General features: G+C 66.6%; 20 protein-coding genes. 9 read left to right on the plus strand and 11 right to left on the minus strand.

Annotation, left to right across the window (positions count from 1 at the left end; genetic code table 11):
• Positions 1 to 272: 272 nt before the first annotated feature.
• On the minus strand, positions 273 to 3,467 hold the full coding sequence (locus RQI43_RS17445; RefSeq protein WP_311275976.1) for a multidrug efflux RND transporter permease subunit: 3,195 nt from the start codon (positions 3,465 to 3,467) through the stop codon (positions 273 to 275).
• A 90-nt stretch (positions 3,468 to 3,557) separates the two neighbouring features.
• Entirely contained in the window at positions 3,558 to 4,817 is a 1,260-nt protein-coding gene (locus RQI43_RS17450) for an efflux RND transporter periplasmic adaptor subunit (protein WP_311275977.1), read from the minus strand.
• Between the two features lie 88 nt (positions 4,818 to 4,905).
• Between RQI43_RS17450 and RQI43_RS17455 the strand changes: the two genes are divergently transcribed.
• Together RQI43_RS17455 and RQI43_RS17460 are read left to right on the plus strand one after the other, a co-directional pair.
• A complete protein-coding gene (locus RQI43_RS17455) occupies positions 4,906 to 5,505 on the plus strand; it encodes a TetR/AcrR family transcriptional regulator (protein ID WP_207410929.1) in 600 nt (199 codons plus the stop codon).
• A 468-nt stretch (positions 5,506 to 5,973) separates the two neighbouring features.
• Positions 5,974 to 6,261, plus strand: a complete 288-nt coding sequence (locus tag RQI43_RS17460; RefSeq protein ID WP_156467778.1) for a hypothetical protein — start codon at positions 5,974 to 5,976, stop codon at positions 6,259 to 6,261.
• 283 nt (positions 6,262 to 6,544) lie between these two features.
• On the opposite strand, the gene RQI43_RS17465 is transcribed toward RQI43_RS17460, so the two are convergent.
• The 3 genes from RQI43_RS17465 to RQI43_RS17475 all read right to left on the minus strand — a co-directional run bounded on the left by RQI43_RS17465 (position 6,545) and on the right by RQI43_RS17475 (position 9,823).
• On the minus strand, positions 6,545 to 6,904 hold the full coding sequence (locus RQI43_RS17465; protein ID WP_311275978.1) for a hypothetical protein: 360 nt from the start codon (positions 6,902 to 6,904) through the stop codon (positions 6,545 to 6,547).
• 467 nt (positions 6,905 to 7,371) lie between these two features.
• Positions 7,372 to 8,358 carry an alpha/beta hydrolase gene (locus RQI43_RS17470; RefSeq protein ID WP_311275979.1) on the minus strand — a complete coding sequence of 329 codons (987 nt, stop codon included), beginning with the start codon at positions 8,356 to 8,358 and terminating at the stop codon, positions 7,372 to 7,374.
• A gap of 391 nt (positions 8,359 to 8,749) precedes the next feature.
• Positions 8,750 to 9,823 carry an acetylhydrolase gene (locus RQI43_RS17475; protein WP_311275980.1) on the minus strand — a complete coding sequence of 358 codons (1,074 nt, stop codon included), beginning with the start codon at positions 9,821 to 9,823 and terminating at the stop codon, positions 8,750 to 8,752.
• Positions 9,824 to 10,041: 218 nt separating this feature from the next.
• On the opposite strand from RQI43_RS17475, the gene pth reads away from it, so the two are divergent.
• From pth to RQI43_RS17500, 5 genes are all read left to right on the plus strand, one after another.
• A complete protein-coding gene (gene pth / locus RQI43_RS17480; RefSeq protein WP_311275981.1) occupies positions 10,042 to 10,662 on the plus strand; it encodes an aminoacyl-tRNA hydrolase in 621 nt (206 codons plus the stop codon).
• Between the two features lie 57 nt (positions 10,663 to 10,719).
• Entirely contained in the window at positions 10,720 to 10,953 is a 234-nt protein-coding gene (locus RQI43_RS17485) for a hypothetical protein (protein WP_056432738.1), read from the plus strand.
• Positions 10,943 to 11,410 carry a PIN domain-containing protein gene (locus tag RQI43_RS17490; RefSeq protein ID WP_056432740.1) on the plus strand — a complete coding sequence of 156 codons (468 nt, stop codon included), beginning with the start codon at positions 10,943 to 10,945 and terminating at the stop codon, positions 11,408 to 11,410. The genes RQI43_RS17485 and RQI43_RS17490 overlap by 11 nt, the downstream gene beginning before the upstream one ends.
• A gap of 8 nt (positions 11,411 to 11,418) precedes the next feature.
• Entirely contained in the window at positions 11,419 to 12,516 is a 1,098-nt protein-coding gene (ychF, locus tag RQI43_RS17495) for a redox-regulated ATPase YchF (RefSeq protein ID WP_056432743.1), read from the plus strand.
• Between the two features lie 299 nt (positions 12,517 to 12,815).
• A complete protein-coding gene (locus tag RQI43_RS17500) occupies positions 12,816 to 13,808 on the plus strand; it encodes a MaoC family dehydratase (protein WP_311275982.1) in 993 nt (330 codons plus the stop codon).
• Between the two features lie 4 nt (positions 13,809 to 13,812).
• Here RQI43_RS17500 and mtnA read toward each other — a convergent pair whose 3' ends face one another.
• From mtnA to trmD, 4 genes are all read right to left on the minus strand, one after another.
• Positions 13,813 to 14,928 carry an S-methyl-5-thioribose-1-phosphate isomerase gene (gene mtnA, locus RQI43_RS17505; RefSeq protein ID WP_311275983.1) on the minus strand — a complete coding sequence of 372 codons (1,116 nt, stop codon included), beginning with the start codon at positions 14,926 to 14,928 and terminating at the stop codon, positions 13,813 to 13,815.
• A 268-nt stretch (positions 14,929 to 15,196) separates the two neighbouring features.
• Positions 15,197 to 16,789: a phosphoglycerate dehydrogenase gene (gene serA, locus RQI43_RS17510; RefSeq protein ID WP_207413547.1), complete on the minus strand. Its 1,593-nt coding sequence runs from the start codon at positions 16,787 to 16,789 to the stop codon at positions 15,197 to 15,199.
• A 209-nt stretch (positions 16,790 to 16,998) separates the two neighbouring features.
• Positions 16,999 to 18,165 carry a phosphoserine transaminase gene (locus RQI43_RS17515; protein ID WP_311275984.1) on the minus strand — a complete coding sequence of 389 codons (1,167 nt, stop codon included), beginning with the start codon at positions 18,163 to 18,165 and terminating at the stop codon, positions 16,999 to 17,001.
• Positions 18,166 to 18,322: 157 nt separating this feature from the next.
• The gene (gene trmD, locus RQI43_RS17520; RefSeq protein ID WP_311275985.1) at positions 18,323 to 19,039 is read right to left on the minus strand and encodes a tRNA (guanosine(37)-N1)-methyltransferase TrmD; all 717 of its coding nucleotides are present in this window, start codon (positions 19,037 to 19,039) and stop codon (positions 18,323 to 18,325) included.
• Positions 19,040 to 19,211: 172 nt separating this feature from the next.
• Between trmD and RQI43_RS17525 the strand changes: the two genes are divergently transcribed.
• Positions 19,212 to 19,952: a methyltransferase domain-containing protein gene (locus RQI43_RS17525; RefSeq protein ID WP_311275986.1), complete on the plus strand. Its 741-nt coding sequence runs from the start codon at positions 19,212 to 19,214 to the stop codon at positions 19,950 to 19,952.
• Between the two features lie 79 nt (positions 19,953 to 20,031).
• Complete coding sequence (locus RQI43_RS17530) at positions 20,032 to 20,823, plus strand: hypothetical protein (protein WP_311275987.1); 792 nt, start codon at positions 20,032 to 20,034, stop codon at positions 20,821 to 20,823.
• Between the two features lie 28 nt (positions 20,824 to 20,851).
• Here RQI43_RS17530 and rimM read toward each other — a convergent pair whose 3' ends face one another.
• Positions 20,852 to 21,538 carry a ribosome maturation factor RimM gene (rimM, locus tag RQI43_RS17535; protein ID WP_311275988.1) on the minus strand — a complete coding sequence of 229 codons (687 nt, stop codon included), beginning with the start codon at positions 21,536 to 21,538 and terminating at the stop codon, positions 20,852 to 20,854.
• Positions 21,539 to 21,550: 12 nt separating this feature from the next.
• The gene (rpsP, locus tag RQI43_RS17540; protein ID WP_018042769.1) at positions 21,551 to 21,913 is read right to left on the minus strand and encodes a 30S ribosomal protein S16; all 363 of its coding nucleotides are present in this window, start codon (positions 21,911 to 21,913) and stop codon (positions 21,551 to 21,553) included.
• Positions 21,914 to 22,003 lie beyond the last annotated feature (90 nt).

Below are 22,003 nucleotides of genomic sequence, written 5' to 3' on the forward strand. Positions count from 1 at the left end.
TTGCGAGGTCGCTTTGGCATCGACGTCTCGATCCATCCGCCGTGAGATGCCTGCCCCTCGACAGCGCTGATCGCCGTGACGAAGCGGTGGAAGCCATGCCATGCGAGAAGCAGGGCACCGAAGAGTAAGACCGCGTGGGCTCAGCCGTTTGGTCGTATGTCTGATTGGGCGAACCGCATTCCAAAAGCGGACCGGCAGAAATCCACCCTTCTTGGTCATAGAGCAGCAGATCCATGCCGGCTCAGGCAGACCAGCCCGTCGGTACGGAACCATTATGCGGCCTCCGTGATCCGCTCCTGATGAACAACCGGGGCGCTGCCGCCATGCTGCTTGAGCGGCCGGTTGCCACTGAGGCGACGCAGGAGGACGTAGAAGACCGGCGTCAGGAAGAGGCCGAAGGCGGTGACGCCAATCATACCGGAGAACACAGCGACGCCCATGGCGCTGCGCATTTCCGAGCCGGCACCGGTGGCCGTCACCAGGGGCAGCACGCCCATGATGAAAGCCATCGAAGTCATCAGAATCGGCCGCAGCCGAAGGCGGCTCGCCTCGATGGCGGCTTGAAGCGGCGTGCGGCCGGCGAATTCAAGTTCGCGGGCGAATTCCACGATCAGGATCGCGTTCTTGGCCGAGAGGCCGACGAGGACGATGAGGCCGATCTGGGTGAAGACGTTGTTGTCGCCCGCTGAAATCCAGACCCCAAACATCGCCGCGAGCAGGCCCATCGGCACGATCAGCAGAATGGCGAGCGGCAGGGCCAGGCTCTCGTACTGGGCGGCAAGCACGAGGAAGACGAGGAGCAGCGCCAGCGGGAATACCCACATCCCGGAATTGCCGGCGATGAACTCCTGGTAGGTCAGGTCCGTCCACTCGAAGGCGAAGCCGCGCGGCAGGGTCTCGGCCGCAATGCGGGCGGCGGCCGCCTGGGCCTGGCCCGAGGAGTAGCCCGGTGCCGCACCGGCGTTGATGTCGGCCGAGAGGAAGCCGTTGTAGCGCATCGCGCGTTCCGGCCCGGCCGTCTGCCGGACGCGAAGCAGTGCGGCGAGCGGCACCATCTCGCCGGAGCCCGCCCGCACCTTCAGCGCCCCGATGTCGTCCGAGCGGGCGCGGAAGGGCGCGTCGGCCTGAACCCGGACCGAGTAGGTGCGGCCGAACCGGTTGAAGTCGTTGACGTAGAGCGAGCCAAGATAGATCTGCAGCGTGTCGAACACGTCCGTTACAGGGATGCGCAGTTGTCGAGCCTTCGTCCGGTCGATGTCGGCGAAGAGCTGCGGCACATTCATCTGGAAGCTCGAGAAGAGGCCCGCGAGCTCCGGGGCCTGGGCGGCCTTGGCCAGGAAGGCCTTGGTCGCGTCGTTGAGCGCCTCGTAGCCGAGGCCGGCCCGGTCCTCGATCTGCATCTTGAACCCGCCGATGGTGCCGAGGCCGTTCACAGGCGGCGGCGGAAACATCGCGATGAAGGCCTCGGGGATTGCCGCGAACTTCTTGTTGAGCGACTGGGCGATGGCACCGCCGTTCAGGGCCGGCGAGCGACGCTCCTCGAATGGCTTCAGGGTGGAGAACACAATCCCTGAGTTCGAACTGTTGGTGAAGCCGTTGATGGAGAGGCCTGGGAAGGCGACAGCGCTTTCGACGCCGGGCTCCTTCAGGGCAATCTCGCTCATACGGCGGATCACGTCCTCGGTCCGGTCGAGGGTCGCGCCGTCCGGCAGCTGCGCGAAGCCGACGAGGTACTGCTTGTCCTGGCCCGGCACGAAGCCGCCGGGGATCTGGCGGAACAGCACCACGGTCAGACCGACGAGGACGAGGTAGAGCACCATCATTGCCGCCTTGCGGGAGACGACGAAACCGACGCCTCGCCCGTACCCGTCCGAGGCTCGGCCGAAGACGCGGTTGAAGCGCCGGAAAAACCAGCCGAGCATCCCGTCGAGGATGCGGGTCAGGCGGTCCTTGGGGGCGTGGTGGTCTTTCAGCAGCAGCGCCGAGAGAGCCGGCGACAGGGTCAGCGAATTGACGGCCGAGATGACGGTCGAGATAGCGATGGTGAGGGCGAACTGCTTGTAGAACTGGCCCGTCAGGCCGCTGATGAAGGCGAGCGGTACGAATACCGCCACGAGCACGAGGGCGATGGCGATGATGGGTCCGGAGACCTCGCGCATGGCCTGGTAGCTGGCGTCTCGCGGCGACAGGCCGCTCTCGATGTTACGCTCGACGTTCTCGACGACCACGATGGCGTCGTCGACCACGATGCCGATGGCGAGCACGAGGCCGAACAGGCTGAGCGCATTGATGGAGAAGCCGAAGACGTGCATCACCGCGAAGGTGCCGACGATGGAGACCGGCACGGCGAGAAGCGGGATGATCGAAGCGCGCCAGGTCTGCAGGAACAGGATCACCACGAGGACGACGAGGGCGATGGCTTCCAGCAGAGTGTGGATCACGGCCTCGATGGAGGCGCGCACGAACTGCGTCGGATCATAGACGATCTCGTAGTCGACGCCCTCGGGCATGTTCTGCTTGATCTCCGCCATGGTCCGGCGGACCTCGTCGGAGATCTGAATCGCGTTCGAGCCGGGCGACTGGGAGATCGGCAGGGCGACGGCGGACTTGTTGTCGAGAAGCGAGCGCAGGGCGTAGTCGGAAGCTCCGAGCTCGATCCGGGCGACGTCGCGCAGGCGGGTGATCTCACCGCTCTCCCCGGTCTTTACGACGATGTCGCCGAACTGCTCCTCAGTGGTAAGCCGCCCGTCGGCGTTGAGGGAAAGCTGGAGGTCGAGTCCCGGGATTGCCGGCGAGGCGCCAATGACACCGGCCGCCGCCTCCACGTTCTGCGCCTGGATCTCGCGCACGACGTCGCCGGCCGACAGCCCGTGCTCGGCAACCTTCTGCGGGTCGAGCCAGATGCGCATCGAATAGTCGCCAGAGCCGAAAAGCTGCACCTGCCCGACGCCGTCGAGGCGGGCGAGCGGGTCCTTGATGTTCAGCACCGCGTAGTTGCGCAGGTAGGTCATGTCGTAGCGCCCGTTGGGCGAGACGAGGTGCACCACCATGGTCAGGTCCGGCGAGGACTTCACGGTGACGATGCCGAGCTGGCGCACGATGGCCGGCAGGCGCGGCTCGGCCTGCGAGACGCGGTTCTGTACGAGCTGCTGGGCCTTGTCGGGGTCAGTGCCGAGACGGAACGTGACGGTGAGCGTCATGATGCCGTCGGTCGTGGCCTGGCTCGACATGTAAAGCATGCCCTCGACGCCGTTGATCTGCTCCTCGATCGGCGTCGCCACCGTCTCGACGATGACCTTGGGGTTAGCGCCTGGGAAGGTCGCGCGCACGACGACCGAGGGTGGCACCACGTCCGGATACTCGGAGATCGGCATCGCGAAGAGCGAGATCAGGCCCATGATGAACATGAGCACCGAGAGCACGCCTGCGAAGATCGGCCGGTCGATGAAGAATTTCGAGAGGTTCATGCCGCCCTCCTGGGCGCACGGGGAGAGAGAGCGGTCGCATGGCGGCCGCCGGGTAGAAGTCCGATCGGGAAGAGCGGCCTGCGCCGCCCGTCAGTTCTGCGCGACTCGGCGCGGAGCCGTTGCGGAGTCCTGCGGCCGCGCGCCCATGGCGACCGGCTCGGGCCGGAGGAGCATGCCGGGCCGGAGCCGCTGAAGGCCGTTGACGACGATGCGCTCGCCGCCTGACAGGCCGGAGTTCACGACGCGCAGTCCGTCAACGGACCGGCCGAGGGTGACGGCACGAAACTCTGCGCGGTCGTCGCCCCCCACAACGAGCACGAACTTCTTGTCCTGATCCGTGCCGACCGCCCGCTCGTCCACGAGCAGCAGCGATTCGGGTGCGGCCTGGCCGAGGCGCATGCGAGCGAACTGACCCGGGATGAGATGTCCGTCGCTGTTGCCGAAGCTTGCGCGGACCCGGATGGTGCCGCTTCGCGCATCGACCTTGTTGTCGATGAACTGGAGGTGCCCACGCGCCCGCGCCCCGTCGGCGGTGAGCATCTCGACCGGGATGCGGTCGAGGCTGCCGCGCTTGCCCGAGGGGTCAGCCAGTGAGGCCAGGGCCTTGAGGACGACGGTCTCGTCCGCGTCGAAGCTGGCATAGACGGGATCGACGGAGACGAGGGTGGTCAGCACAGCAGCGCCCGCGCCAGTGGCGACGAGGTTCCCCGGCGTGATCTCACGGCGTCCAACGCGTCCGCCGACTGCGGCCCTCACCTCCGTGTAGCTGAGGTTGAGCCGGGCGGCCTCCAGCGTCGCCTTGGCAGCGTCGAGGCTCGCCTTGGCTTCCTTGAACGCGTTGGCGCGGACATCGAGATCGCGGGCCGTGACGATGCGCTGGTCGGAAAGCCGCTGTCCACGCTCGAAGTCGCTTGCGGTCAGGGCGAGACGCGCCTCGGCGCCGGCGGCCTGTGCCTCCAGGCGATGGACTTCGGTGGCGTAGGGTGCGGGGTCGATGGTCACCAGCAGGTCGCCGGGCCTGACGAGTTCGCCCTCGGTGAAGTGCGTCGCCTGGATCGCTCCGCCAACACGTGCCCGGACGTCGACCCGGTCAACCGCTTCGAGTCGGCCGGAGAACTCGTCCCACAGCACGACCGGGCGAGGCGCGACGGTGGCGACGGGCACCGGCGTCGCGGGCTCGGACGGCGCCGGTGCGGCGACCGCCTCCGTTCCGTGCGCCGTCAGGCTGGGGAGGGTTTGAACGAAGGCGCCCGCCAGAAGAGCGAAGGCAACGCCGGCCGCGAGGCTGCGCCGAAAACCGGAACGGGTAGGGGAAGCGTGAGGCGAAGGGTTCACGGCCGACTCCGACATCTGTAGAGTTCGCTACACATGTCGGCATGGACGGCGGGCGTCAAGAGACTTATCTACCACTCGTTATAAAAGTTGGAGTCAGCTGACAATGGTGATGGGGCGACCCAGGTCCTTCGATAGGGACAAAGCCCTCGACGAGGCGATGGAGGTGTTCTGGCGTCACGGCTACGACGGCGCCAGCCTCGCCATGCTGACGAAGGCGATGGGCATCAAGGCGCCGAGCCTCTACGCGGCCTTCGGCAGCAAAGAGGGCCTCCTCAAGGCCGCCCTCGATCGCTACGCGCTGCGGCGGTCGGAGCACATGCGCTACGTGCTCGCCGGCGCCACGGCGCGCGACGTGGCCGAGCGCTTCCTGAGCAGCATCGCCGAGAGCCATACCGACCCGGCCAATCCGCCCGGCTGCCTTCTCGTCCAGGGCGGACTCGCCTGCGGCGCCGGCTCGGAGAACATCCCGTTCGAGCTGGCCTCGCGCCGGGCCGAGTCGGAGACGGAACTCCTCGGGCGTTTCATTCAGGCAAAGGCCGACGGCGATCTGCCGGAGGACGCGGATCCTGCGGCGCTGGCGCGATTCCTGTCGACGGTGGCCTCTGGCATGGGCGTCATCGCGTCGTCGGGGGCCAATCGCGAGGCTCTGCGAGAGGTGGCGCGCGTCTCGCTCGGGGCCTTCGCCAGGAGCGGTAGGGACTGAACGCTCGGTCGAACAGGGCTGCAGGCCGCAGATTCCGGCACTTTCCTTCCTGAAAGCTGCATGCCCCCAAACTACCCGCTCCGGCAGTAGAGAAGACCGGCAAGTCCCGACCCTACTCAGACCGACCTTGCAATACAGAGCATTGGCCGGAAGTGATTCGACGGGGTCACACTGGCGGCCGCAAGCGTAGCCCTGAAGCGGAACGACGCGTGGGCTCTTGTCGACAATGGATACTGACCCGATTTCAGCCTTCAAGGCCGCATACTGCAACGCCCGGATTCGAGGAAAGGCGGAATTTTAATCATGTATCTTGAGCGCATCGCCAGTTTCAATATCAAAGGAGGCGAATTCACTTGAGCCGCCTAAGGAAATGCCTGCCCGCATAAAGATGTTGATCCGCTGGGAGCCATATTTAGCATCTTGCAGTTACCTGGGAAGAAGCCTGTCATGGCGCGGAGGTAGAGCATCGTGAACAAGCTGGTGGCCAAGCGTGACGAGATCCGCGTAGCAATTGCTGATCGAATGGGATTGGGATCGCTGCAGACATTGAGCTCTGCGCAGACGGCGGATGTCGACCGGGAGGCGGACCAGGAGATCGCCAAATGTCGTGCGGCCATCAAACGTGAGAACACTTACCCTGAGGCGACCGACCTCGCTCCCTTTCAGCGTTTACTGGTCGATTACTGCAGGTTGGAACGAGAGGAAAACGGTCCGGAGGATGGCGATGCTACGGAAGGATTTGGCGCTCGCCATTGAGGTGGTCCGCTGACGCGTTCCTGGCCGTGCTGCAGTATTCGAGTATGCCGCCGCCCCATATATTCGCCTGAGGTGCTCATTATAATGATGATATCCTGGGAGTAAGCGTCTCATTCAAACGCGCTCGCTAGCTGTTCTTTCTTCACAGGGTGCTTCGCGTCCGCTACGCTTCGCGCGCCCAGGCCGGTGATCGCTATAATGCGCCATAGGCGGTCGATCGGCCTGAGGAAAACGCCGTTCTCAGTGCTCGGAAGGCTGCAGAGTGTATGTTGGGGGTCGAACCCTAATCGTCTTGAGCCCAGGTGAAGCGGGCGTTGCCCAGACCTGTGCCGATGGTCAGGATGCCCCAGCGCTGAACATCACGCATGTAAGGAAACTCGCTCAAGCCCTGGACCATAGCATCGTTGTGCAAAACGATGACGGTTTCGGCGCCAGCAATGACCGGCAGGGCAGAGCGAACGCGTTCCGGGAGGTGGAAGCCGTCCGCCTCCCAGTCACCGGGAAGGTTCTGCGTACCGCAGGCGATGGTGCCGTCCGAGCGGATCTCTCCGGGGCAACCGATCCCAATGAAAGGAGCGAACCGAACATCCGCCGCCATTGCTTTCTCGACCAACCGCCGGAGCATGTCGGTCAGGCGCTGCACGGTCCGGCCTCCTGGAATGCCTTGCTGCGCATTCTCACTCAAGGAGCGTGGCGAGGACGAGCGGCCGGTTGCAATATTCCCTAAAAGGAAAGGCAAGAGAGACCGGAAGGCGCGAAGGCCGAGAAGGCATCCGTCTAACCGTTGCCTTCAGCGCATTTAGGCGAGTTTGCTGCGTAAGGCCGAGGCATACTTTTGCCGCCAGCGTTCGCGAATTCTCCCAGGGACTTTGGCCCAAATTGGCGGAAGCAAGATGAGGATCTCGTGAGCCAAAGGGCGCCACTCCAGCAGCATGGTGCAGCTCATTAAACGGGTCGTACGGCCTTGCGGAGATAGCAGGCCATCGGTCTAACCAGTGGGAAGGATTCGACTGCGTCTCCACAATCTTAACCTACCAAGTCGACCCCATTGGAATATCGCCCCGGCATCGATAGCCACCGCCTATTCCCTGCTGGAACGCGCTCTAACCGCTACCCATCGGTTTTGAGGCGCGGCGCCGCTTCGACCGCCTGGGCAACTGTCTCCACAGCTGACATCACTTCACTGGGAGCGGTATGATGCACCATATGACCGCAATCCTGCACGACATGCAGGCTGCTATTCTGTAGCACGCGATGCAGGCGCACGGCTTGAGTGGCAAGATCCACCATCTTGTCCCCAGCTCCGGCGACAATGGCCACCGGCATTGAGAGTTCGGCGTAGCGGTTTTGGACCGCCAGCGCATCTGGGATCATCAATGCAGACTCGGCCGCGCTGGCCCGCAACTGTGAGGGACGGATTGCCATCTCGGAGGGGACGCCTTCGAACGTGGCGGCCACCGGTGCAGGGCTGAACAGCTTCCGGATCATCGACGGCCAGAGAAGACGAGCGACGGGAGGCGAAACGGTGTAGCGCAGGATGTCGCCGATGAGCGGCAAGGCGGGACCGGACATCAGTACGACGTCCGCACGGACTGAACCGTAGTAGTACCCGCTCTCTAAGATAAGGCCCCGGACCATGTCCGGGTGGTCGAGCGCGAGGGCGATGGCGACAGAGGCACCCCAGGAGTGGCCCAGCACGAGGGAGTGCGAGACCCCAATTTGCTGCAGCGCCGTGCGAAGTAGATCTGCCTGGGCGGAGGGTGTCCAGATGGTGCTGCGGGGTCGCTCGGTATAACCATAGCCCGGTCGATCAAAGGCGATGACGCGATAGCGCTTGGCTGCTGCCTGGACGAAGCCGCTCGACATAAAATCTTGGAGCATGCTGCCGTTGCCGTGCAGGAGCACCAGAGGTTCGCCGTCGCCCACCTCGGCATAGTGAACTTGAAGGCCATCAACGTCGATGATCCGGCCGGTCGGCGGGTTGTCCCGCTCCGCCTGTCGTGCTCTCGCACTCACCACAACGGCGGTAAGACCGAGAGCCGCGGCTCCCAACGTCATGAGAGCAGCGGGACGTGCGAAGTCGCGGCTCTGAGCCATGGCAGGTGTCCGATCAAAGTGGCCAGCAGCATCAGCAGGCGGGTTCGCCCATAGCGCTGCAATGGAACGAACGGTCCTGGTATGCCGTCGTTCCGCGCGACGTAGGCGGATCGCCAGATCAGCTGTATTGCCTTTTTCCACACCGGATCATTCGGGCTATTAAGCCGGGGCAGTAGTGGCGAGAGCAGGACGGGATAGCGGCCTCGCCCCGTCCCGGCGTAGCGGCAGATCATCACGGTCGCGAGGGGCTGAGCGGACGTCTCGAAGTGGGTGCATGCAAGTACGTAGACGGCAACGCATATGAGTTCGAACCCATCAATGCCGTAGCGTCCGCCAGCCGTGGGATTAGGTCGCGCCGGCCGCTTCATTGAGCAATGATGTGGTCCGAACCTCAGGCGCGACGTCTACGGTCCGCCTGTCTCGCCGGGACCGGAAAAGGCACCGGTGCAGCGGCCAGGATCGGCTTCCAGGTCACGTTCCATTCCTCCATTGGAGCGGGATCGGAGCGATGAACGAGGTCGAGGAAGGCTATGCCGGCTTCCATCGTCGCACGCTTCACCAGAGGGTTCAGCGGCCCGCCGTTCCTAAGGGATCGATCGGTGAAGACGCTATGCGAACCGCCCTGGAACACGACGAGGGCCTTTCGTGCCGTAGGGATGGCGTTGAAGACGTCGATGCGGTCCTGCACTGGCGAGAAACGGCCGGGGATGCGGATCGTGTCCTCGGTCGTGGTCACGTGGAGGGAGGGGACATCCGCGGAAGCGAGAACTGCCGCGAGGTCGGCCTCGCCGTAGAAGGGCGGGGCTGAGATCACGATACTCGCCGTGAAGCGTGGGTCCCGGCCCCCGATGGGCTTCCCGTTGCGGATCACCTGAGCGCCGGTCAGGATCAGGGTCGTGTTCGCCCCGTATGAGTGACCGGCCGCGACAACGCGTTTCCTGTCGATGGCGGCTTGGAAGGGATTGTCACGATGGAGCAGGCGGTCGAGGCCGAAGCTCACGTCCCGCGTCCGCTCTATGGCTTCCTGCTCGTCCGCTGCCCCATCGAGACGGTCGAGGAGGAGTATCGGGTTGCCCTCCCAAAGCGTCTGGTCGCTGCCGACGTGCTGGATGTGCAGGCTCGCGATCCCGCGCGCCGACCACCCCTCGCCGAGGTAGCTGTAGCCTTTTCGCGAACCGCCGAGCCCATGGGAGAAGACGATGAGCGGGACCGGTCCCTTCCGGGTCGCGGAGGCTGGCCAGTAGAGCCGCGCCGGCACCGCGCGGTCGCGTGTCGGATCGACCCATTCGAAGTCGATGACCCGGGCTTCCTCGGATGCCGGCAGCGCCTGAGCCGACAGGGACGAGAGCCAGGCTGCGGCACCCGACGCCAAGGCCATCGTGCCGAAGCGGCGGCGGCTGAGGCTACGATTGGTCGGTGCCGGGAAGGCGTCCGTGCGTTGCGGGACATCGGCGGTGATGGGCATGAACGTCTCACGGTGTTTGACGGCAGGTTGATCGGGCGGGAGCCTTGTGGCCTTCGTCGGAAGCATTCGGGGTCGGGATGGACATCTAGAGCTGCGCCCGACCACGTTGGGTCGGGACACATCTCTAAGCCTCTGTTTTGCCGCGCTCTTTTTCGCCGAACCGGCATCCACTTCGGCGGAGAGCGCTCTCGTGACGAAATCGTCTTGGAGATGATGCCATGCGCCTGATCGTCGGGCTCGGCAATCCAGGGGCCCGCTATGCGGGCAACCGCCACAATATCGGTTTTCTCGCCCTCGACGAGATGGCGCGCGTCCACCGCGCCGCGCCCTGGCGGCGCAAGTTCCAGGGCGAGGTGACCGAGGCGACGCTCGGCAGCGAACGGGTCGTCCTGCTGAAGCCGCAGACCTTCATGAACGAATCCGGCCGCTCGGTCTCGGAAGCTCAGCGCTTCTACAAGATCGCCCTCGCCGACGTCATCGTCCTGCATGACGAACTCGACCTCGCCCCGGCCAAGCTCCGCGTGAAGCTCGGCGGCGGCAATGCCGGCCATAACGGCCTGCGCTCGATCACCGCCCAATGCGGCAACGATTACCGGCGCGTCCGTCTCGGCATCGGTCATCCGGGCGACAAGGCCCTGGTCCATGCCTACGTCCTGAACGATTTCGGCAAGGGGGAGCGCGCCTGGGTCGAAGATCTCTGCCGCGCCGTGGCGGACCACGCTCCGCTCCTGGCCCAGGACGAGGATGCGAGCTTCCAGAACAAGGTCCACCTCGCCATGGCGGGCCGGGGCTGGGACGACGTCAAGCAGGTCAACGCGGCGGCCACCGGCCGTGATTGACACGAAAACACGGGAACACGATATCGAAGCTCGGATTCGACGGGTGGGGAGGCTGGGTTGAGAAACGTCACGGTGACGATGGAGGAGAGCCTCCTGCAACGTGCTCGCGTCGCTGCGGCGCGTGACGGCAAGAGCCTCTCGAAATTCATCGCCGAGACGGTCGAACAACGCGTCGGCCGGCCGCTCTCCCAGAGTCAGGCACTAGAGCGCTTCCTGGCGGGGCCACCCCTCCATCTCCTCGATGAGAACGGGCGCGCGCCGACGCGCGATCAGATCTACGATGCCGAGTGACACCGTCCCCGTCACGGGCCGGGTGTTCGTCGATACCAACGTCTTCGTGTATGCCCGCGACGACCGCTTCCCTGAGAAGCAATCCATGGCGCGGCATTGGCTGGAAGCGCTGGCGGATCGGGGCCTGATCGTCGTGAGCCCGCAGGTTCTCGGTGAGTTGCATGCCGTCATCCTGCGCGGTCGGCTCCTGATCGATCCGGAGGATGCGCGGCAGACGACGCTGGCATTGGAGGAATGGTCGGAAGGCGCCACCGATCTCGCCCTCGTCGGCGATGCGTGGTCACTGCGGGAACAGACCCGGTTTCAGTGGTGGGACTGCGTCATCCTCGGTTCCGCGATCCGGGCCGGATGCCGCTTCCTTCTGTCGGAAGACTATCAGCACGGCCGCGAGGTCGAAGGAACGACAATCGTGAATCCGTTTCGGGCCTTACCGGAATCGATCTTCGCGAACTCTTGAGGAATATCATGGGCTTCAAATGCGGCATCGTCGGCCTGCCGAACGTCGGCAAGTCGACCCTCTTCAACGCGCTGACGCAGACCGCGGCGGCGCAGGCGGCGAACTATCCGTTCTGCACGATCGAGCCGAATGTCGGCGAGGTGGCGGTGCCGGATCCGCGCCTCGACGATCTCGCGCGGATCGCCACGTCGAAGGAGATCATCCCGACGCGGCTGACCTTCGTGGACATTGCCGGCCTCGTGCGCGGCGCCTCGAAGGGGGAGGGGCTCGGCAACCAGTTCCTCGCCAATATCCGCGAGGTCGACGCCATCGCCCACGTGGTGCGCTGCTTCACCGATGGTGACGTGACCCATGTGGAGGGCAAGGTCGACCCGAAGGCGGATATCGAGACCATCGAGACCGAGCTGATGCTCGCCGACCTCGACAGCCTCGAGAAGCGCCTCTTCGCCCTCGAGAAGAAGGCCAAGGGCGCCGACAAGGAAGCCAAGGAGATGCTCGACCTCGTCCAGCGGGCGCTGCCGCTGCTGCGCGAGGGCAAGCCCGCCCGTCTGGTGAGCCGCAAGCCGGAAGAGGAGAAGCTGTTCCAGACCCTCGGGCTGATGACGGCGAAACCCGTCCTCTATGTCTGCAACGTCGACGAGGGCGATGCCGACAAGGGCAACGCCTATTCCGAGGCGGTGATCGCCCAGGCCAAGGCCGAGGGGGCGCGCGCGGTGGTGGTCTCGGCCAAGATCGAGAGCGAGATCGCGGTGATGCCGCTCGCCGACCAGGGCGACTTCCTCGAAGCGGTGGGGCTCGTGGAGCCCGGCCTCAACCGGGTCATCCGCGCGGGCTACGAGCTTCTCGGCCTCATCACCTACTTCACGGTGGGTCCGAAGGAAGCGCGCGCCTGGACCATCGAGAAGGGCACCCGCGCGCCTGCCGCCGCCGGCGTGATCCATACGGATTTCGAGAAGGGCTTCATCCGCGCCGAGACCATCGCGTTCGCCGATTACACCGCCCTGAAGGGCGAGAGCGGCGCCAAGGAGGCCGGCAAGTTCCGCCTCGAGGGCAAGGACTACGTGGTGCAGGACGGTGACGTACTGCATTTCCGCTTCGCCAATTGAGGAGCTGGACCGGCCTGCCGGCATCCGCCGGGGTGAGGACGCCCATCCCCTCTCCCCGCACGCGGGGAGAGGGCCGCGACGACCCCGTCGTCGGCGCGGCGAGGCGGCAGCCGACGGTGAGGGGCTCGTCCGAATGAGCCTCCTCCGGCACGGCCCCCTCACCCTCGCTCCGCTCATCACAAGCACGACGAGGTGCTTGTGATCCTCTCCCCGCAAGCGGGGAGAGGCGGGCCGCCCCTGAAGCGAGCGCAGCGCCATCCTTCGACCCGAAACTCTGCGACCCGGGGACAAGAGGTTCAATGACCGGCATCACCTTCGAGGATTTCACCCCCGGCGACGTGATCGAGGGCGGCCCACTCACGGTGACGCGGGAGGCGATCGTCGCCTTCGCGAAGGAGTTCGATCCGCAGCCCTTCCATCTCGACGAGGAGGCCGCGAAGGCGACGCTGGCGGGTCGGTTGATCGGCTCCGGCTGGCAGACGGCCGGGTTCGGCATGCGCCTGCTCCAGGCCCATGTCTTTCGCGGCGCCACCTCCATGGGCTCGCCCGGCATCTCGCAGCTGCGCTGGCTCCGCCCCGTCCTGCCGGGTGACGCGCTGCGGATCGTCACCAAGGTGGAGGAGTGCCGCGCCTCGAATTCGAAGCCGGATCGCGGCTTCGTCCGCTTCACCCTCACGGTCGTGAACGGGCGCGACGAGACGGTGATGATTCAGGCCTTCACGGTCATGTTCGCCCGGCGCGGGGCCGATCCCCTGCCGCCGCGCGCGGTGACGCCCGGAGACCCGGTCGAGGTGATCGAAGGCGACGATGCGGAGCCGCTGCTCTTCCTCAAACAGGCGAAGCTCGGCACGGTCCGCGATCTCGGCCGGCACGTCTTCACGCCCGAAGCAATCATCGCCTTCGCCAGGGATTACGATCCGCAGGCCTTCCATCTCGATGCGGACGCCGCCCGAAAGACCCATTTCGGCGCGCTCTGCGCCTCGGGCTGGCATACGGCGGCGGTGTGGATGAAGCGCCTGCACATCACCCGCCAGCGCGACATCGCCCTCACGGAACGGGCCGGTCCTGTGCCGCAGCTCGGCCCCTCTCCCGGCTTTCGCGACATGCGCTGGCTCGCCCCGGTCTATGCAGGCGACACGATCGCTTACGCCTGCACCCTGCTCGACAAGCGCGAGTCGGCCTCACGCCCCGGCTGGGGCGTCGCGACCCACCACAACACCGCGCAGAACCAGCGCGGGGAGCGGGTGTTCGAGTTTACGGGGTCTGTGTTCTGGCAGTGGGAAGCGTCGTGACCCGCTAAGCCGCCGAGCGCCGCTCCGGATACAGCGCCAACAACCCCTCTGCATCCGCCGAAGCCACGCCGCGCTCGGTGATGATGCCCGTCACCAGGCGGGCCGGGGTCACGTCGAAAGCGGGGTTGGCCACCGGGCTACCCGGCGACACCACCTCGATCGTGGCGAATCCGCCATCGGCGAGGCGGCCGGTGAGATGGGAGACTTCGCAGCCGTCGCGCTCCTCGATCGGGATCTGCGCGACACCGTCGTCCAGCGTCCAGTCGATGGTGGAGAAGGGCAGGGCGGCGTAGAACGGCACGCGGTTGTCGGAGGCCGCCAGCGCCTTCAGATAGGTGCCGATCTTGTTGCAGACGTCGCCAGAGGCCGTGGTGCGGTCCGAACCGACGATGCAGACGTCGATCTCGCCATGCTGCATCAGGTGGCCGCCGGCATTGTCGGCGATGACGGTGTGCGGCACGCCGTGGGCGTTGAGCTCGAACGCGGTGAGCGCCGCGCCCTGGTTCCGCGGCCGGGTCTCGTCGACATAGACATGGACCGGAATGCCGGCCTCGTGCGCCACGTAGATCGGCGCGAGGGCGGTGCCCCAATCCACCGTGGCGAGCCAGCCGGCATTGCAATGGGTGAGCACGTTGAGGCGGCGACCCTCTTCCTTGTCGTAACCCTTGGCCTTGTGCAGATCGGCCAGGATCGCGGCGCCGTGGCGGCCGATGGCGTGGCAGCTCTCCACATCCTCCTCGGCGATGCGCCCGGCCTCGGCGAAGGCGAAGGCGGCGCGCTCAGGAAGCGCGACCTCGCGCAGCTTGGCGGCGACCCGGTCGAGGGCCCAGCGCAGGTTGATCGCGGTGGGGCGGGTGGCGGCCAAGGTCTCGACGGCATGGTCGATCCCGGAATCGGAAGCATCCCTGCGCAGGCCCAGGGCCAGGCCGTAGGCCGCCGTGACGCCGATGAGCGGCGCGCCGCGCACGATCATGGTGCGGATGGCAACGGCCGCTTCGTCCAGGGTGGCGAGCCGCTTCATCTCGAAGGCGAAGGGCAGGCGGGTCTGGTCGATGACCTCGACGGACGCGCCGTCGGCGGCGGGAAGGATGGTGCGGTAGGGTTTGCCGTCGATGTTCATGCGCGGGCCTCTCGCATGTTCCGGGCGCAAGGGCCAGTCCTTGGGCTACGCGCCCGACCCATTGCAAGGCGCGGAGCGATCAACTCAGCCGCGTCGCTCGCCCAAACGTCCGGTGGTGCACCACGTCATCCCGGGGCCGCGCAGCGGAGCCCGGGATTCAGAAACGCAGGTCGAGCGAGACTATTCGCCGTTGGCGGCTCTGGATCCCGGGCTCGCCTTCGGCGCCCCGGGATGACGGCAGCGTGCGCCCTACGAGAGGGCTACGCGCTCAGAAGCTCACCGGCCGTGCCCGCTTCACCTGCGGGATCGTCTCGATCTCCACCCGTACGCTGTCCGAGATCGGTGCATCGACGGCGCAGAAGCAGATGGCGTTGCCGCCCTCTTCCTCGCGGCCGAGGTTGAAAGTCGCGACGTTGACGCCGGCCTCGCCCAGGATGGTGCCGAGCCGGCCGATGAAGCCCGGCTTGTCGTGGTTACGCACGTAGAGCATGTGCGGCGCGAAGGCGGCGTCGATGGCGATGGAGCGGATCTCGATGATCCGCGGCTTGCCGTCATGGAACACCGTCCCGGCGGCGTCGCGCGGCATATCCTCGGCATCGACCGTGATGCGGATCACGGATTCGTAGTCGCTCGCGCCGCCCTCGCGCTTGATCTCGTCCACCACGATGCCGCGCTCCCGCGCCAGAGCGGGGGCGGAGACCATGTTGATGTCCTGCAGGAACGGCCGCAGCGCCCCGGTCACCGCCGCCGCCGTGAGCGCACGGGTGTTCATGCCCGCCACTGCGCCCTCGTAGGTGATGCGGATGCCCTTGATCGGCGCGTCCGTGAGCTGGCCGAGGAACGAGCCGAGCTTTTCGGCGAGCGCCACGAAGGGCTTCAACCGGGGAGCCTCGTCCGCGGAAATGGACGGGAAATTGATCGCGTTGGTGATCGCGCCGGTCATCAGGTAGTCGGACATCTGCTCGGCGACCTGCAGCGCCACGTTCTCCTGGGCCTCGTTGGTGGCGGCGCCGAGATGCGGGGTGCAGATGACGTTGGGATGGCCGAAGAGCGGATTCTCGGTCGCCGGCTCGTCGACGAACACGTCGAAGGCCGCCCCGGCCACATGGCCCGAATCGAGGGCGGCGCGGAGCGCCACCTCGTCCACGAGGCCGCCGCGGGCGCAATTGACGATGCGCACGCCGGGCTTCACGCGGGCGAGGTTCTCAGCCGACAGGATGTTGCGGGTCTTGTCGGTCATCGGCACGTGGAGCGTGATGATGTCGGCCCGCGCCAGGAGCGCGTCGAGCTCGACCTTCTCGACCCCGATTTCGAGGGCGCGTTCCGGGGAAAGGTAGGGGTCGTAGGCCACGACCTTCAGCCTCAGGCCCACCGCGCGGTCGGCGACGATGGCGCCGATATTGCCGCATCCGATGATGCCGAGCGTCTTGCCGGTCAGCTCCACGCCCATGAAGCGGTTCTTCTCCCACTTGCCGGCCTGGGTCGAGAGATCCGCCTGCGGGATCTGCCGCGCCAGGGCGAACATCATCGCGATGGCGTGTTCGGCGGTGGTGATCGAATTGCCGAAGGGCGTGTTCATCACGATGACGCCGCGCGCCGTGGCGGCGGCGACATCGACGTTGTCGACGCCGATTCCCGCCCGGCCGATGACCTTCAGGCGCGAGGTCTGGGCCAGCACCTTCTCCGTGACCTTGGTGGCCGAGCGGATGGCGAGGCCGTCGTAATGGCCGATGATCGCGGCGAAGCGCTCCTTGTCCTTGCCGAGGTTGGGGAAGAAGTCGACGTCGATTCCACGATCGCGAAAGATCTGCACGGCGGCATTGGAGAGGGAATCGGAAATGAGCACCTTGGGAGCAGCCATGATGGCCTCCGGCTCTTGAGGAATGGAACTATTTCGGAGGTGAGGTGTGAGGGCGCGGCAGGTCTCAACCCTCCCCCCATTGCGGGGGAGGGTGGTCGCGGAGCGACCGGGAGAGGGGACGACCTCTCCGGACAACGCGCTCCCCTCACCCGACCCGCTGCGCGGGCCACCCTCTCCCGCAGAGGGGAGAGGGGGAGGGGAGCATTGCCTCAGGCAGCCTTGGTGAGCTTCGCCTTCTGGGCGGCATAGGCCCAGTCGAGCCAGGGCATCAGGGCCTCGAGATCCGAGGTTTCCACCGTGCCGCCGCACCAGATGCGCAGGCCGGCCGGCGCATCGCGATAGGCGCCGATATCGAAGGCGATCCCCTCGGAATCGAGCGTGTCGGCGATGCCCTTGGCCACCGACGCCACCGTGGCGTCACCCATCGCGAGGACGTCCGGATCGGTGATGACGAGGCAGACGCCGGTATTCGAATACGTCGCCGGGTCGACGGCGAGGTGTCCGATCCACGGGGTCCGCGCCACCCAGTCGTGAACGACCTTGGCATTGGCGTCGGCACGGGCGTGGAGCGCGTCGAGACCGCCGATGCCTTGCGCCCAGCGCAGGGTATCGAGGTAATCCTCGACCGCGAGGAGCGAGGGCGTGTTGATCGTGTCGCCCTTGAAGATGCCTTCGATCAGCTTGCCGCCCTTGGCCATCCGGAAGACCTTCGGGATCGGCCAGGCGGGGGTGTTGCTCTCGATGCGCGCGACGGCGCGGGGCGAGAGGATCAACATGCCGTGTGCGGCCTCGCCGCCCATCACCTTCTGCCAGGAGAAGGTGACGACATCGAGCTTGGCCCAGTCGAGCGGCATGGCGAAGGCGGCCGACGTCGCGTCACAGATGGTCACGCCTTCGCGGTCGGCGGCGATCCAGTCGCCATTCGGCACGCGGACGCCGGCGGCGGTACCGTTCCAGGTGAAGATGACGTCGTTGTGCTTCGTGTCGATGGCGGACAGGTCCGGCAGCACGCCATAGGCGGTCTCGTGGACGATGGGCGAGATCTTCAGTTCCTGCAGCGCGTCGGTGACCCATTCGGAGCCGAAGGCTTCCCAGGCGGCGACCTCGACCGTCTTCGGGCCGAGCATCGACCACATGGCCATCTCGACGGCGCCGGTATCCGAGGCGGGGACGATGGCGATGCGGTAATCGGCGGGCACGCGCAGCACGGTGCGGGTCAGCTCGATGGCCTCGACCAGCTTGGCCTTGCCGGCGGGAGAGCGGTGCGAGCGGCCGAGAGTGGCGTTCTGAAGGGCCTGGAGGGTCCAGCCGGGACGCTTGGTGCAGGGGCCGGACGAGAAATTCGGCACGCGGGGGCGCGTGGTGGGACGTGTCATGACAAAGTCCATCCTTACAGATGAATGCTCCTCGTTGGGGAGGAGTGGCCCGCCGCTGCCAATGAACCTCACGCGACGAATAAGCAAGATGCGTTGCGGATAAATTCAGTCCCGCCCTCCGGAATGTCATGATCTTTCGTGTTCAAACCTTGATGGATCAAGGCTTTGTCGAGGACATGCCGGATCGCACAGACAGGTCAGGCCGGCGTTCACGCGTGATCCGCTCCGCCTCGCCCCGGCGCCAGCGCGCGATGGCCCCATGGTTGCCCCCATTGAGGATCTCGGGAATCGCCCGTCCCTCCCATTCGCGGGGGCGCGTGTAATGCGGATATTCGAGGAGGCCGCCCTCGAAGCTCTCCTCCTCTCCCGAGGCGGATTTACCCATGACTCCCGGCAGAAGCCGGATGCAGGCGTCGAGCACGACCATCGCGGCCATCTCGCCGCCGGACAGGATGTAGTCGCCGATGGAGACCTCTTCGAGGTGCCTCGCCGCGATCACCCGCTCGTCCACCCCCTCGAACCGGCCACAGACAACGACGAGTCCCGGCCCCTCCGCGAGTTCGCGCACGCGCGCCTGCGTCAGGGGGCGTCCGCGCGGGCTCATCAGCAGCCGGGGCCGCGTGTCGCCGGGGGAAGCGGCGGCATCGATGGCCGCACCCAGCACGTCGCAGCGCAGGACCATGCCCGCTCCGCCCCCCGACGGGGTATCGTCCACGGCGCGGTGGCGGCCGATCCCGTGGTCGCGGATCTGCCGGGCTTCGAGCGCCCAGGTTCCGCGCGCGAGCGCATCGCCCGAGAGCGAAATGCCGAGCGGGCCGGGAAACATCTCCGGGTAGAGGGTGAGGATCGTGGCGGTCCAGGGCGCGGGCGTCATGGCGCTTGATGACGCGTGTGGTGAGGGCGGGTCAACGATCCTCTTCCAGTGTTACGCCTCGACAGACTCCCTCGCCTGAAACGAGAGGGGACCCGTGCTGCCCTCCAGATGTGTGAATGCCGCAGGCAACCGGGGGAGGGCACTTCCGGGCGGGCCGCCTCGTTGTCCCACCATGTCTTCTCGTCTCGCCCTTGCGGCCTTCCTCACCCTCATCGTCCCGGCCTTCGCCGCAGAACCGCTGGCACCTCCTGGCACCCCTGCCTCCGCTTTTCCAAAACCGGACAGGCCGGTGGCCGAGATCATCGCGCCGCTCTGGGCCTCCGAAGCCCAGCGCGACAAGGTCGATGAGGTGGGCCAGGTGGCGCGGCTGATGGGGATCGCGCCGGGCCAGACCGTGGCCGATATCGGGGCTGGGAGCGGCTATTACACGACGCGTCTCGCGGAACGGGTCGGCCCTCAGGGCCATGTCTTCGCCGAGGACGTGACGCCGCGCTATCTCGCCGACCTCACGGCACGTCTCGCACGCGCCAAGCTCGGCAACGTCACCGTGGTGCGGGGGGAGCCGCACGATCCGCGCCTGTCGCCGGGCTCCCTCGACGCGGCGTTGCTGGTTCACATGTACCACGAGATCAGCCAGCCCTACGGCCTCCTGCACAACCTGGCCGCGGCGATGAAACCCGGTGGCCGGGTGGGGATCGTCGATGCCGACGCGATCCCCTCTCGCCATGGGACGCCGCCGGCCCTGCTGCGGTGCGAACTCGCGGCGGCGGGCTATCGCGAGACCGGCTTCTCGGTGCTGGAGGGCGGAGTCGGTTATCTCGCGATCTTCGAGGCTCCGGCCCCTGCGGCACGCCCCGATCCCTCGTCGATCACCCCGTGCACGGATGGGGCGACGCGAACCGGCCAGCGTTGAGCCAGGGCGGATTCACGGTTCGGTAGCGGCGAACGGCTATCATCGTTCCGGCTCGAAGAGCGAGCGGGAGAATACGTGCGTGGTCCTGACGTTTTGGCTCGATCAGCCTGTCTGGCTGATGTTCGTCCTTTTGAGCGCCGTCTTCGCGGTCTGCATGGGCGCCATCAGCCTTCTCTCCACCTGGTCGGCGACCCGGCCGGGCATGCACAAGCTCGGCATCGGCGTCGTCGCCCCCTATTTCAACGCCATCTCGGTGATGTTGGCGCTGCTCACGGGCTTCGTGGCGAACGACGCCTGGGAACGGCAGCGGCAGGCGACGAAGATCGTGCAATCGGAGAAGACCAATCTCCTCGCCGTTCACGATCTGAGCCTCGCCGCGGCCTCCGACATGTCCGCGATCCGCACCAAGCTGCTCGCCTACGCGAACGCGCTGATCGACGACGAATGGCCGAAGATGACACAGGGCGAGTCTTCGGGGACCGCGAACGACGCCCTGGGGGAGTTGATGCAATCCGTGGCCGATCCCCGGCACAGCACCGAGGCGGGAGCCGCCGCGCATGGGAGCCTGCTCGACGCGGTGATGAACCTGCGGGCCGAGCGCGGCACGCGCCTCGGCCTCGCCGACGTTCAGGGCGACCAGTCGAAATGGCTGACGCTGATGGTACTGGCGCTGCTCACCCTCTTCTCCATCGGGCTGATCCACGTGGACAAGCCGGTGCCGCAGGCCGTCGCGATGATCCTGTTCTCGGCCGCCACGGTGACGACGCTGGGCATGATCGGCCTGCACGAGCGGCCCTTCGACGGGCCGATGCCGGTCACGTCGGCACCGCTGGAGATGGCGCGGACGTCGATGACGAGCCCGAAGCCCTGAGCGACGGGCCGGTCCCGGCGTTCCCGCCTCAGGCGGGCTCGTCGGGTGGCTTCGGCCCGGCGGGCGCGAACAGGTCGTCGGGCGGATCGATCACGATCCGGCCATTGGCCACGTCGAGGGTCGGGACGAAGGCCTTGGTGAAAGGCAGGAGCGCGGTGGGACCGCCCAGCGCCGGCTTGATCTCGAGGAGATCGCCGCCGCCGTAATTCGGCACGTCCGTGACGGTGCCGAGGAGCGCGCCGGACAGATCCACCACGTCGAGCCCGACGAGGTCGGCGGTGAAGAACTCGTCTTCGTCCTCGACTTGGCCGAGGCGGTCGCGGGGCAGGTAGATGGCGAGGCGGTTGAGCGCTTCCGCGCCGTTGCGGTCGGAGACGCCCTTCACCCGCACCACGAGCAGGTCGGGCGAGGCTCCGCCGGCCCGGCGCACATCGGTGAGCTCGATGCGCTGCCCCCCGGCGCCGATGAGCGGCCCGTAGGAGCCGATAGCCTGCGGGTCGCCGGTATAGGATTTCAGGCGGATTTCGCCGTTGAGCCCGTGCGCACGGCCGAACTCGCCCATCTGGACGAGGCTCGGATCGGTGGACGGGAGCGGCACCTCCGGCATCGGCCGGGGCCGATGTGCGGAGGTGGCCGAGCCCGAGCCTAAGCGGCTCGGGCGGTCGCGACGGCCGCCATCGCCGGCGGAAGATGTGCCTCCGGGGCGGCGCGCCATCGCGGGGACGCCTTAGGCTGCGGCGTCTTCGGCCGGGGCGGCGGCCTTCTCGGCGCGCTTGGCGGCGCGCTCCTTGGCCTTCTCGCCCGGCTCGGCCTTCTGCGGGTTGTTGCGTGCGGGGCGCTTGGCGAGGCCGGCGGCATCGAGGAAGCGCAGGACGCGGTCGGTGGGCTGGGCGCCCTTGGCGAGCCAGGCCTGGATCTTCTCGGACTCGAGCACGATGCGGGCCGGATCGTCCTTGGCCTTCATCGGGTCGTACACGCCGACCTTCTCGATGAAGCGGCCATCGCGGGGAGCGCGGGCATCGGCGACGACGATGCGGTAATACGGGCGCTTCTTGGCGCCGCCACGGGTGAGACGGATCTTGAGGGACATGGTGTGCTCCTGGAGGTTGGTAGTCTGATCGTTCTTGGCGGATAGCGAGTAGTGAGTAGCGAAGAGAGCCGGCCTGCCGCCCCTTCGCTA

It is taken from the genome of Methylobacterium sp. WCS2018Hpa-22 (genome assembly GCF_031843785.1).
Taxonomy (GTDB): domain Bacteria; phylum Pseudomonadota; class Alphaproteobacteria; order Rhizobiales; family Beijerinckiaceae; genus Methylobacterium.